Annotated in this window: 13 protein-coding genes; all 13 read left to right on the forward strand. The window is 48.2% G+C overall.

Features of this window, described 5'->3' with window-relative positions; genetic code table 11:
* Positions 1-361: 361 nt before the first annotated feature.
* The 13 genes from cysT to clpP all read left to right on the forward strand — a co-directional run bounded on the left by cysT (position 362) and on the right by clpP (position 12,946).
* Entirely contained in the window at positions 362-1,177 is an 816-nt protein-coding gene (gene cysT, locus DC345_RS03395) for a sulfate ABC transporter permease subunit CysT (protein ID WP_113051904.1), read from the forward strand.
* Entirely contained in the window at positions 1,174-1,971 is a 798-nt protein-coding gene (locus tag DC345_RS03400; protein WP_064639962.1) for a sulfate ABC transporter permease subunit, read from the forward strand. The genes cysT and DC345_RS03400 overlap by 4 nt, the downstream gene beginning before the upstream one ends.
* Position 1,972: 1 nt before the next feature.
* The gene (locus DC345_RS03405; RefSeq protein ID WP_076291736.1) at positions 1,973-3,037 is read left to right on the forward strand and encodes a sulfate/molybdate ABC transporter ATP-binding protein; all 1,065 of its coding nucleotides are present in this window, start codon (positions 1,973-1,975) and stop codon (positions 3,035-3,037) included.
* Between the two features lie 54 nt (positions 3,038-3,091).
* On the forward strand, positions 3,092-4,153 hold the full coding sequence (locus DC345_RS03410; protein WP_113051905.1) for a sulfate ABC transporter substrate-binding protein: 1,062 nt from the start codon (positions 3,092-3,094) through the stop codon (positions 4,151-4,153).
* A 223-nt stretch (positions 4,154-4,376) separates the two neighbouring features.
* Positions 4,377-5,984, forward strand: a complete 1,608-nt coding sequence (locus DC345_RS03415) for an ABC transporter substrate-binding protein (RefSeq protein WP_113051906.1) — start codon at positions 4,377-4,379, stop codon at positions 5,982-5,984.
* A gap of 54 nt (positions 5,985-6,038) precedes the next feature.
* A complete protein-coding gene (locus DC345_RS03420) occupies positions 6,039-6,989 on the forward strand; it encodes an ABC transporter permease (protein WP_064639956.1) in 951 nt (316 codons plus the stop codon).
* Between the two features lie 7 nt (positions 6,990-6,996).
* Positions 6,997-7,842 (forward strand): ABC transporter permease, encoded by an 846-nt coding sequence (locus DC345_RS03425; protein WP_113051907.1) that lies wholly within the window; start codon positions 6,997-6,999, stop codon positions 7,840-7,842.
* A 105-nt stretch (positions 7,843-7,947) separates the two neighbouring features.
* Positions 7,948-8,973 (forward strand): ABC transporter ATP-binding protein, encoded by a 1,026-nt coding sequence (locus DC345_RS03430; RefSeq protein ID WP_113051908.1) that lies wholly within the window; start codon positions 7,948-7,950, stop codon positions 8,971-8,973.
* The gene (locus DC345_RS03435; protein WP_113051909.1) at positions 8,970-9,905 is read left to right on the forward strand and encodes an ABC transporter ATP-binding protein; all 936 of its coding nucleotides are present in this window, start codon (positions 8,970-8,972) and stop codon (positions 9,903-9,905) included. The genes DC345_RS03430 and DC345_RS03435 overlap by 4 nt, the downstream gene beginning before the upstream one ends.
* A gap of 56 nt (positions 9,906-9,961) precedes the next feature.
* Positions 9,962-10,408: a hypothetical protein gene (locus DC345_RS03440; protein WP_113051910.1), complete on the forward strand. Its 447-nt coding sequence runs from the start codon at positions 9,962-9,964 to the stop codon at positions 10,406-10,408.
* A gap of 158 nt (positions 10,409-10,566) precedes the next feature.
* Positions 10,567-11,346: an MBL fold metallo-hydrolase gene (locus tag DC345_RS03445; RefSeq protein WP_113051911.1), complete on the forward strand. Its 780-nt coding sequence runs from the start codon at positions 10,567-10,569 to the stop codon at positions 11,344-11,346.
* Between the two features lie 133 nt (positions 11,347-11,479).
* A complete protein-coding gene (locus DC345_RS03450; protein WP_113051912.1) occupies positions 11,480-12,346 on the forward strand; it encodes an RNA polymerase sigma factor in 867 nt (288 codons plus the stop codon).
* 18 nt (positions 12,347-12,364) lie between these two features.
* Positions 12,365-12,946 carry an ATP-dependent Clp endopeptidase proteolytic subunit ClpP gene (gene clpP, locus DC345_RS03455; protein WP_113051913.1) on the forward strand — a complete coding sequence of 194 codons (582 nt, stop codon included), beginning with the start codon at positions 12,365-12,367 and terminating at the stop codon, positions 12,944-12,946.
* The last annotated feature ends 164 nt before the right edge of the window (positions 12,947-13,110 follow it).

Below are 13,110 nucleotides of genomic sequence, written 5' to 3' on the forward strand. Positions count from 1 at the left end.
CTCCACTCCTTTGCTCCACATTTTTGTCCTCTAGATTGTACCTTAACCATTCCATACCAAACAAACCACTTAGATAAAGGGAATCAAAGAAATCTGGGGATAACAGCGATCGGAAGGTTATTCTGGCCGCGTAGTGGCAAGTGTAATTTTTATAAAATCCATCTCATAGGTACACCGATATTATTCAACAAAAGCATTGACGATTAGCACTGCAAACTGGTAAAGTATCAGATAAGCAAAAACCAAGTAGACTAATGGGAATAATATTAAAGTAATAAAATCCAACTTAGGAAAATCGTTGTACCAAAGCAGGAAGACTGCCGACCGGACATAGAACCGGAGGCTGGGAGGGAATGCAGCAATGAATACCGTTCTTCGTCACAAGGGATGGACTTGGGGATTCCGCAGTACCGTATTGCTATATTTTATCGTACTCATTGTACTTCCAATTATCGGTGTGTACGTCAATTCCTTCTCTGAAGGATGGAGCAACTTTATCCAAAGTATTATGGACCCAATTGCATGGAAAGCCGTGCTGTTAACGATTCGGCTGGCTGTTATAGCTACGGTAATTAACGTCATTTTGGGAACCATGATTGCCTGGGTGCTGACACGTTATCGCTTTTTGGGGAGGTCGTTCCTTAACAGTCTGGTAGATCTTCCTTTTGCATTGCCAACAGCCGTTGGTGGTCTGATGATTATGCTGCTCCTGGGACCGATCAGTGCCATTGGCAAACTGGCGGAATCCATGGGATTTGAAATTGTATTTCACCAGCCTGCGATTGTGATCGCAATGACCTTTGTTACGTTTCCATTTGTCATCCGTGCGGTGCAGCCTCTGCTTGAAGAGATCGATCCTTCAGAGGAAGAGGCATCCTACACGATGGGAGCATCGAAGGCGCGCACATTCAGGCAGGTCATTCTTCCGTCCATGGCTCCGGGTATGATTAGTGGGGGAATGCTCGCATTCTCCAGAGCACTGGCCGAGTTCGGAGCTGTTGTGCTGGTGGCAGGCAATATTCCGGGAAGAACATTGACGGCTTCCGTATTTATTTACGGCGAGATCGAAAGTGACAATCCAACCGGTGCCGCGGCCGTATCCGTACTGCTTTTAACACTCTCCTTCCTAATCCTCTGGCTCATTAATCTGGTACAGATGCGGGGGAGAAGACGATGAGGCGGCTATTAATAGGACTGACGTTTGCGGTGTTCATTGTACTGCTGATCATCCCGCTTGGACGTATTTTTATTGGTGCATTTGAAGATGGGGCAGGAGGATTCCTGGATGGGCTGTTGCGCCCCGAAGCGCTGCATGCCTTGATGATGACAGGGCTTGTTGTGCTTGTTGTCACACTGTTAAATACATTGTTTGGTGTAATGATGGCCATCTATCTGGTTCGCGCCGGATGGCTGAGTGACCGGGTGAAAGGGCTGCTGAACAGCATTGTGGATCTGCCCTATGCCGTATCGCCAGTCATTGGCGGATTGATGATTGTACTACTGCTGGGTCCCAATAGCATTATGGGTGCTTTTTTTGAAGGCATTGGATTTAATGTGGTGTATGCCTTCCCTGGCATGGTCATTGCAACGTTGTTTGTCACCTTTCCACTGATGGTTCGAGAGGTGATGCCTGTCTTGCAGGAGCTTGGATCTCAGCAGGAAGAGGCTGCGTCAACGCTTGGTGCATATGGCTGGAGAACGTTTTGGAGTGTTACCTGGCCTTCCATACGCTGGGCAGTTGTGTACGGTCTTGTGTTGACGGTTGCACGCTCGCTTGGGGAATTCGGTGCAGTGCTGGTTGTATCGGGTAACATTATGAACAAAACGCAGACGGCTACAACGCTTGTATATCAGGATGTAGAGAATTTTAACGTTGCTGCCGCAAATGGTGTGGCATTGGTACTGGTTACCTTTTCTGTCGGACTGCTGCTTATGATGGAATGGGCCAAGAAGCGAAAGGAAGTGCATTGAGATGCATGTGGAAGTCCGTGATCTGAATAAACATTTCGGTGATTTTCATGCGGTAAAAGATGTCTCGTTCGATATTGCCAAAGGCCATCTGATCGGTTTGCTGGGGCCCAGCGGAGGTGGGAAAACGTCCATTCTGCGTATGCTGGCAGGGCTGGAGAATCCGGGTTCCGGAGAGATTCGTTTTCACGGAAAGGTCGTAAACCATCTGCCTCCGCAGGAGCGGGGAATCGGATTTGTATTTCAGAACTATGCCTTGTTCAAACATATGACGGTATTTGATAATATCGCCTTTGGACTCAAGGTAAAAAAGGCCCCCAAAGCCCAGATCCGTGATCGGGTCATGGAGTTGGTGGAATTGACAGGGTTGAAAGGTTTCGAACAGCGTTATCCACATCAGTTGTCTGGTGGACAGCGGCAGCGTGTCGCTTTTGCCAGAGCATTGGCCCCAGAGCCCCAGCTGCTGCTGCTGGATGAACCGTTCGCCGCGATTGATGCCAAGATCCGTCAGGAATTGCGTTCGTGGTTGAGAGAACTGATTGAACGGGTGGGCATCACTTCGATTTTTGTAACCCATGACCAGGATGAAGCAATTGAAGTTGCCGACGAAATTATGATTATCAGCCAAGGACGGTTGGAGCAAAAGGGCACACCTTGGGATATTTACAAAAATCCAGAGACCCCTTTTGTGGCTACATTTATCGGGGAATCTACCGTCGTGGAGGATGCTTCACAGCTCAAGGGCTTCGAACATGCGGTGGAAGGGGAGCGCACCCGTGCGCTGATCCGGCCTGAGTATATCGAAATCGGTTTGAAGAACGAGTTTAGCATGCTATCCGCTACTGAAAAGGGTATCGTCAAACACCTTCATTTCCGCGGAAGTGAATGGATGGTGGAAGTGGAAGTTGAGGGCCATAAACTCATTACGTACCGTTCACTGGAGAAAACAACGCTGCAAGTTGGCCAACAGATCCGGGTACTCGTGCATCGGGCATATCTGTTCAATGATACCCATAGCTGGGTTGTGGAGAACCGATTGAAGGAAGATCCAATGCCGGTCATCATCTAATTGAAGATCACTTGCTTCAGAAATGTTCTAGAATTTTGGAGAGAGGTGCTGCCCATGCAGACGATGAAGAAGAAAATCAACCCTTTATACGTTGTCCTCATGCTTCTGCTCGTCTGCATGACCGTTGGATGTAGCAAGCAGGAGGATGCAAGCGGACAGAACGGAACCTCGACAGACGACCAATCCAATACATTGGTTATCGGTGCTTACAGTGTAGCCAAAGACGCCGTCGGAGAGTTATTGCCCAAGTTCCAGGCGGAATGGAAAGCCAAGACTGGACAGACGGTTCACTTTCAAGAATCCTATGAAGCCTCAGGGACACAAGCAAGAGCCATTGTTGGTGGATTCGAAGCTGATGTTGCGCTTTTGGCGATGGAAAGTGATATCGACAAGCTGGTCAAAGCTGATCTGGTCAGCTCCAACTGGAAACAGGCACCAAATGATGGCATGATCACTCGCTCGATCGTTGTTCTCGGTACAAGAGCAGGCAATCCGCTGGGTATTCGCGATTTTGAAGATTTGACCAAGCCGGGGGTTAAGGTGCTGTATCCTAATCCCAAGACGTCAGGCGGAGCGCAGTGGGACATTAATGCCATCTATGGTGCAGGGTTGAAGTTGTCTGAGGCGCAAGGGAAGAAAGATCCTGCCGTGGCTAAAGCTTTTCTGGAAAAAGTACATGAGAATGTCGAGTCACTGGATAAGAGTGGCCGTTCCTCCATGGCGGCTTTCGAATATGGCGTGGGTGATGTTATCGTCACATATGAAAATGAATTGCTTGCCCGGATTGCGAAGGGTGTAAATTACGACATTGTGGTTCCCAAAAACACAATCCTGATTGAGAATCCGGCGGTTGTCGTGGACAAATATGCGGATAAGCATGGCAATCGTGAATTGGCGGAGGCTTTTGTAGCCTATCTAAGTACGTCGGAAGCACAGCGCATTTTTGCCAAGCACGGTTTCCGTTCGGTAGACCCTGAAGTGTTTGCAGAGACGAAGTCCTCGTTCCCAACGCCTGAAGGTCTGTTCGATATTAACTACCTCGGTGGATGGGACAAAGTACGCAGTACACTGTATTCCAAACGAGGCGTATGGTACCAGGTGTTGGCCGGGTTGTAGGATCGTACGAGCTTCATCTTGGTATTGAATATCAGGAGATTAATTGTCATTCAAACCTTCATTTCACGATACAACGTGATCTGGAGGTTTTTTGCATTGATAGGTAATAATGTTATTTCATTTAAACCCGATAGGTTAAGTTGGAAAAAATCGTTGCAATTTGTCGAATCCTTGCCTATACTATCTAACAGAACGTTAAATTACAGCGAGGGGAAATATCATAATGAAATCGAAAAAAATGTGGCTGTCATTGATGCTGGTTCTGGTTGTAGCAATCATGAGTGCATGCGGAAGCAGCGGTGACGGAACAAGTTCTTCGTCTAATAACGCAGAAAATACAGCGACAACGGATGATGGGCAACCGAAAGACGGAGGAAGCATCATTATTGCTGTTCAGGATGATCCTAAAGTGATGAATCCGATCTATGCGGGTGACCGTGTAACGTTGACGATTGATCAATCCTTATATGCTCCACTGTTCAATGTGAATGATGGTAAAAAAACGTATGTTCTCGCAGAAAGCGACAGCTTCTCTGATGATCACCTGACGTATACATTGAAGCTGAAAGACGGCCTGAAATGGCATGACGGACAGCCTCTGACAGCGGATGATATTGTGTTCACAATGGATAGCATCCTTGATGAGAAACAGCACAGTTCTTCCCGTAGTCAGTATGTTTTTGATGGCAAACCGGTAAAAGTAACCAAGGTCGATGACCTGACGGTGGAATTCAAATTGCCGGAAGTATCTGCTGCTTTTGAAGGAGCATTGGTTTCTTTCTCGCCAATCCCTAAACACATTTTCGAAGGCGAAGCCGATATTGAGAAAAGCGACAAAAACAACAACCCGATCGGTTCCGGTCCGTTCAAGTTCAAGGAATATCGTCCGGGCGAATACGTAACCCTGGAACGTTTTGATGACTACTTTGCTGGCAAAGCTCATCTGGATAGCGTGACGTATCGTGTAGCGAAAGACCCAAATGCAGCGAACCTGGCTTTGCAAAACGGCGAGATTCAAATGCGTATGGTCGACACACAGGATTACAACAAATTGAATGACACAGGCAAATTCAACATGCTGACTTACCCGGAAGGCCGCTTGCAATACATGGTGTTCAACCTGAACGTGCCTTCGATGCAAAAGAAAGAAGTTCGTCAAGCCATTGCTTATGCTTTGGATAAAAATGAACTGATCACCGCTTCGTATTCCTCAGCTGATTTTGCTGAACCGGCTCCGTCGATTCTGACACCGGACACGCTGTACCAAACGGATGATGTTGAGAAATACGACTACAACGTGGAAAAAGCAAAACAATTGCTGGCTGATGCAGGCGTAAGCAACCTGAAATTGCGTCTTGCTTACACAAACACCAACAAACCACAAACAAGCCAAGCGCTGTACATTCAGCAAAAGCTGAAAGACGTGGGCATTGAAGTGGAATTGCTGCCGATGGATGGAACGGCTTATGGTAACCGTACATTGGACATGAACAATACAGACTTTGAATTGTCCTTTGGTGGATACATCATGGGTTATGAGCCGGATGCTTACAAATCTCTCTTCTTGAGTGATGCGGCATACAACTACTCTCATTACAAAAATGCAGATTTCGACAAGCTGTGGAATGAAGCAGCCGTTCAAATTGACGAAACGAAACGTGGCGATTTGTACAAACAAATCCAACAAACTGTAGCAAACGAAATGACTGTATATCCAATCGCCTACACGAAAGCTGTAGTGGCTGTGGATAACACATACGGCGGCGTTGAAGATGCAAATCCGAAACCAGTCGTTATGCTTGAAGATCTGTCCAAAATCTTTAAAAAATAAGTTACAAGCCAATAACGCCGGCCGCGAGGCCGGCGTTGATTCGGAGGTGCCCATGTGAACAACTATATTGTCCGTAGGATCGCACAAGCGATCCCTCTTCTTTTTGTAATCTCCATCGTATCGTTCACCTTGATCAAGCTGGCGCCGGGCGATCCGGTGCTTTCCTTTGTTACCCCGAATATGGGGGCAGAAGATGTGGAGCGTATTCGGCAAAACCTCGGTCTTGATCAACCGATGTACGTGCAATATGTCGTATGGCTCAAAAATGTACTGTCTGGCGACCTTGGTTATTCGCTGGTGAACCATCGCCCGGTTGCCGAAATGATTGTTGAACGCTTGCCCGCTACATTCGGATTGATGGGGGCATCGCTATTATTGTCTTTGCTGATCTCCATTCCGCTGAGCATGATTGCGGGTTCGCGTCAGAACAGTCTGTTTGACCGTGGACTCAGCTTAATCTCGTATATCGGGATATCGATTCCTAGCTTCTGGTTCGGTATGATGCTGATCTATTTCTTTGCAGTAGAGCTGCACTGGTTACCAAGCATGGGTATGCGAACGGTAGGTATGGACTCCGCTTGGGATATAATCAAACACGGCATTTTGCCATGTACCGTATTGACCTTCATGAACGTATCCGTGTACATGCGGTATATTCGTTCGAATACGATCAGTCAACTGGAAGAGGACTATGTTCAAATTCAGTATGCCTATGGCGCAACCAAAGGAACGGTACTGCTTCGTCACGTGCTCAAAAATGTACTGCTGCCTGTAATCACCATTCTCGGCATGTCTTTGCCAGAGCTGATTGCGGGAGCGTTTATTACGGAGTCCGTTTTCTCATGGCCGGGAATGGGATCTCTCGGGATCTCGGCGGTTCATGGTCTGGATTATCCGATTATTATGGGCATTACGATGATGTCCTCTGTGCTGCTGGTCGTCGGAAACCTGGTAGCTGATATCTTATATGGCGTGGTAGATCCACGAATCAAGACAACGGGGTGAGACAAAAATGAATTCAATGCGCTGGCGTAATTTACGGACGCAGTTCCGACAGCAGAAACTGGGCCTTGCGGCTGTCATCATATTGGGCATCTTTGTGCTCGCATCCCTGTTTGCGTTTCTGTCCCCACATGATCCTAATGAAATTGTAGTGATGGAGCGGCTTCAACAGCCAAGTGCAGATCACTGGTTTGGTACGGACGATTACGGACGGGATTATTTGGCTCGGGCGTTGTACGGAGGACGAGTGTCTCTCGCCGTAGGTTTTCTGTCGATGGCAATCGCCGTTATTGTGGGAACACTCGTAGGTACGGTTAGTGGTTATTTTGGCGGCTGGGTAGATAATACGTTGATGCGTATTGTTGATGTGCTCATGTCGATTCCATCCTTCTTTCTGATGCTGATCCTGAACGCATATCTTAAGCCGGGGATCGGTACGATTATTGTCATTATCGGGGTGCTGAGCTGGATGAATATAGCCCGGATTGTCAGGGCTGAGGCGATGTCGGTCAAGCAGCGGGAATACGTACTTTATGCACGAGTATCGGGTCAAAAGCCTGGCCGAATCATCATGAAGCACATTATTCCCAACATTATTCCAACCATTATTGTCGCAGCAACCATCAACATCGCAAGTGCGATTCTGATGGAATCATCGCTAAGCTTCCTCGGACTGGGTGTTAAACAGCCAAACTCTTCTTGGGGCAGCATGTTGAATGACGCACAGGGCTTTATTAGTGAAGCGCCATATATGGCGATCTTCCCGGGATTGTTTATTTTGCTGACGGTGCTGTCGTTTAACTTCCTGGGAGATGTGTTCCGCGTAGCCTTCGAGCCTAAAGCGAACAAGCGATAGATAATTGAAGTTGAGTTGATCACGTAGTGTTCCAGTATGTAATTAATCCTTTTAACTTATATATTCAAAAACCCATATTATGTAAACAGCGGGGTGAATACAACAATGACAGATTTATTATCGGTCAAACAACTGAAAACGTCCTTTGCAACCCGGGAAGGTGAGGTACAGTCCGTCCGGGGTGTGAGTTTTACGTTAAAAGAAGGCGAAGTGGTTGGACTGGTCGGCGAGTCCGGCAGTGGAAAAAGTGTAACTGCCCGTTCGCTGATTCGGCTGATCCAGTCGCCAGGCCGGATTACGGATGGTCAGATTCTGTTCCGCGGAGAGGATCTGCTGACCAAGTCGGACAATGAACTGCGCAAAATCCGGGGCAACCGCATCTCGATGATTTTCCAGGACCCGATGACATCACTTAATCCAGTCGTTCGTGTAGGCAAACAGATGACAGAGGTCATTCGTCGTCACCGGAAAATGGACAAGTTGGCTGCACGCAAGGAAGCAATTGAGTTGCTGCGACAAGTGGGCATTCCTTCCCCGGAAGAACGAATTGATCAATACCCACATGAGTTTAGCGGGGGCATGAGACAGCGGGTAATGATCGCCATGGCCTTGTCCTGCAAGCCGGAGTTATTGATAGCGGATGAACCGACGACAGCGCTGGATGTGACCATTCAGGCACAGATTTTGCAGCTTATGCAGGAACTGAAAGAGTCCACTCAGACGTCCATTCTGATGATTACGCATGACCTTGGTGTTGTTGCTCAGGTCTGTACCCGAGTGATCGTGATGTACGGTGGACTTATTATGGAAGAGGGACCAGTGGAGCGAATTTTCGCTCATCCGCAGCATCCGTATACTCAGGGATTGCTGCGCTCCATTCCGAAGCACGGCGAGGAAGGTGGACGCCAGCGGCTGGCAACCATTGAAGGTACACCGCCCAATCTGCTTCATCCACCAACTGGATGTCCGTTTATGGAACGTTGCCCACACGCCATGGAAGTATGCAAACAGATGCCTGCGTATACCGAGACTGCACCTGGTCATCGAGCGCTATGCTGGTTGCTGGACGATGAGGGTCGGGAACAACAACAAGTACAAACAGGAGCATCGTCAGAGGAGGTGGGGCAATGAGTACAGGGACCGATCAGCGTGAAGTGCTGCTGGACGTGCGTGGCCTGAAAAAACATTTTCCGGTACGTGGTGCTGGCAAAGGCAAAGACGTCGTGAAAGCCGTGGATAACGTCAGTTTTCATATTCACAAAGGAGAAACGTTTGGACTGGTCGGTGAATCCGGCTGTGGCAAATCAACGACTGGACGAAGCATCGTAAGACTTTATGATGTGACGGACGGAAGCATTATGTTTGGCGGACAGGACGTTGCGAAGATGAATGAACGCCAGTTGAAGCCATTTCGCAAACGGATGCAGACGATTTTTCAGGACCCCTATTCTTCACTAAATCCGGGTATGAATGTCCTGCAGATTATTAGTGAACCGATGGAAATTCATAATTATGCTTCCAAGGCAGAGATGAAGGGGCGAGCGCTTGACCTGATGAACCGTGTGGGTCTGAAGCCAGAGCATGCGGAGCGTTATCCACATGAATTCAGTGGGGGGCAGCGTCAGCGGATTAGTATTGCCCGTGCATTATCGGTGAACCCGGAGTTCATTTTGTGTGATGAGCCGTTATCCGCTCTGGATGTGTCCGTACAGGCACAGGTGGTCAATATGCTTGAAGATTTGCAGGCAGAGCTGGGACTGACCTATTTGTTCATTGCCCATGATCTGTCCATGGTACGTCACATCTCGAACCGAATCGGTGTGATGTATCGCGGTAAGCTGGTGGAAGTAGCACCAACAGAAGAACTGTACCGTAATCCGGTACATCCGTATACCCAGGCACTGCTGGCGGCAATTCCTGTACCTGATCCAACGGTGCGGAACGTGATGCCGCCGATCTACAGTGGAGATACCAACCCATCCGCTCGAGGACGGGATGAAGAACCGGAGTGGATGGAAGTTTCACCAGGACACTTTGTATCCGGCTATCGAGACAGGATATAATGGATTAGAAATATCAATGGAATAATGATATATAGTGACAGGAAGGTGTGAGTTGGATGAGCACTGAGGTTAAGTTGTCCCAAAATACAGCCATTCGGTTGGAACAGGCTCGTGGCAAAGGCATGTCGGATGCAGCTTTGTTGGAAGCGATACAAGCCAAAGATGTGACTGCTTTTGATGCCGTGTCTGAGGAGCACTACAGCTATGATGATCTTTTCTCCTATGCGGACGAGCATGGCGAAAATCTGGAAGGTGCGGTCAAAGACGGCTACCGGATTACCTTTAACACTCGTGGTGGTCTGGGCATCTACTTGGAGAAGTCCTTCGGATTACAGCCAGAGAAAGACTTCACTGTTGGTGAAGGCATCGTAACCGGGTTGAAATTAAAACAGGAGCAGGCCGATGTGCTGGCAAAACGCCTTGCATCAAACTGGGTGATTACCGAATCCAAAGATGTACCTGAGGGCCAAGAGCTGACGTTGAAGCTGCGGGCTTTGGTTTAATGAAACAACAGACTGTCCCGTTTGCAGTGAATAACTGCGGCGGGATGGTCTTTTTTTTTGCAAAAACAGAGGTGGGAGATTACAATCTACATATCATTTATTGGATGGAACATGAAATTGGGATGCATTGCTTCCGGGATAGAGAGGGGACTTTCATAATGAATCAGCTAACATTTCTGGGAACCGGGGATGCGATGGGTGTTCCGCGGGTGTATTGTGATTGTGACGTTTGCACAGAAGCCCGGCTTACGGGGATCAATCGCCGCAAACGTGCTGCTGTTTTGATTCAAAGTGATGGAGAGCACGAACCTTTCATGATTGACTGCGGACCGGACTGGAGATCACAGATGGAAGACCAGGGGATGCGGATGGTGCAGACGTTGCTGATCACACATGCGCATTTTGATCACATTGGAGGCTTGCCCGAATGGGCAGATGCGTGCCGCTGGTTGGGTGTAAAAGGACAGTTGTATGCACCACGGGAGGTGATCGCAACCATCCAGAGTCAATTTCCATGGCTCGGTCGTCATATGAATTTCCTGGAAACGGATGCGAATATCGAGCTCGGTGGATGGAAGGTGCACTCCTGGAAAGTTTGTCACGGTCATAATGGCTACTCGTATGCTTATCGATTGGAGCGTGAAGGATACACCTGGGCGTATTGCTCGGATGCCATTGATTTGAAGGCTTCGGAGAAGCAGCCCTTGTACGGATTGGATCTGTTGATACTCGGAACGAGCTTTGTTCATGAACTTGCGGAATTCTCCACACGCTCGGTGTACGATATGGTTGAGGCGCAGGAGCTGTTGCAGGAATTGAAGCCGGGCCAGACCTATTTTACACATATGTCTCACGACGTCGATGTACGCCAGAATTATGATCTGGATCAGGGGATTACGTTGGCACTTACTGGTCTGAAGGTGAAGCTGGGAGAATAGGACAACCATGTTAAAAATAAATTCAGAAGAGCGTATCCTTTGCCGGGGGTTCTTCGTTTACATAGTGTAAGACAATTACAGCAAGTGAATTGAAGCAAGATCAATCAGGAACCAACAAAGGGGGGCCCCAAACATGGCCTTTGTGAAGTCCGTGGATTGCAGAATCAACAGACCACATGATGATAAACAGGTTGAACCATATAGCCATTCCGATGTTCAAGTCGGATATACGTTAGAGCAAACGATTGAAGCTGCACTTCCGAGCCTGCTGGGCTCGTTGTACGCCTATTGCATGTCATTGACTGGTTCAGTCTGGGAGACGGAGGATCTGGTCCAGGATACATGTGTTAAAGCACTATCCTTTTCAGCTACCCGAAGAACGGGAATGACAGAGGACATGAACTGGGAAGCCTATCTCATCCGTGTTGCACGAAACAGCTGGATTGACGCCATACGGAAGCGTGAGAACTTGGCAAGCAAATTGGAAAGCATGAAGCCATTTATGCAAGAATTTGAGGAAGAAGAGCGATTCGAGGAAGTCGAGTCCGCTGTTCAAATCCTTGTGGATGAACTGCCACCGTGGCAGCGAGCGATATATATGTTACGTGATTTGATGGGATACACGACGGTAGAGACTGCTGAACTGTTGGACACGACGGAAGGGGCGGTCAAAGCTGCCCTGAGTCGTGCCCGCTCTGCTCTGGCGAAAGTGAGGCACAGCCTGAACGAAACGGATGCTGATCAGACCAATCCATTGGAAGAGCATCAGCAAAATCGGGAGGAACTGCGCAGTTATTTACTGGCGTTCCGTAGCGGTAATACAGCTCGCTTAATTGATTTATGCCTGAATCAGACCGATGATCCGATGGCTGTGGCGGGAACGATTTTGCAGCAGACTCTGCCGTCTCAATCGATGCAACCAGTGATGTACAGTTATTCAAGCTCCGGTACGAATTCAATGTCGTATGGGGGAGGATATATGGTCACCATGGTTGCGTAAACCTGGGAGGCAAAGTGCATGAACGTGGTACCTTATGTTGTTGAACAGACAGCCCGTGGAGAGCGGAGCTATGATATTTATTCCCGTTTGCTGAAAGATCGGATCATTATGGTATCCGGCGAAATTGAGGATCAGATGGCCAATGCGATCGTTGCCCAGTTGTTGTTTCTGACCGCAGAGGACCCAGAGAAGGATATTCAGATGTATATTAACAGTCCTGGTGGTTCCGTGACTGCCGGATTCTCCATCTATGACACGATGCAATTCGTGAAACCTGACATTTCTACGATTTGCACAGGCATGGCAGCCAGCTTCGGTACGATTCTGCTGGTTGGTGGAACAAAAGGAAAACGGTTGGCGTTGCCAAACAGCGAAATCATGATTCACCAGCCGCTTGGCGGAACACGGGGGCAGGCCTCGGATATGCTGATTCATGCCAACCGAATTATCCAGCACCGTCAGCGCCTTAATAAGCTGCTTGCCGATCATACGGGACAGCCGATGGAACGGATTGAAAAGGATACAGACCGAGATTACTTCCTGACCGCTGCGGAAGCCGTCGAGTATGGTCTGGTGGATAAGGTCATAACCAGTTCGTAAGTAAAAAAGTAAAATGCGTGCCAAGAAACACAACTGAAGAAAGCAAGAAAAATGAACAGCAAAGTAGCCTGGAAGGTCATTCGACTTTTCGGATTACTTTGCTGTTTTATCTATTTTGGAAAGAAATTGAATGAGTATTGACTCAATCCATGTATAGTGTATAT

The sequence above is a fragment of the Paenibacillus taichungensis genome, from assembly GCF_003287275.1.
In the GTDB taxonomy this organism is placed as follows: Bacteria; Bacillota; Bacilli; order Paenibacillales; family Paenibacillaceae; genus Paenibacillus; species Paenibacillus taichungensis_A.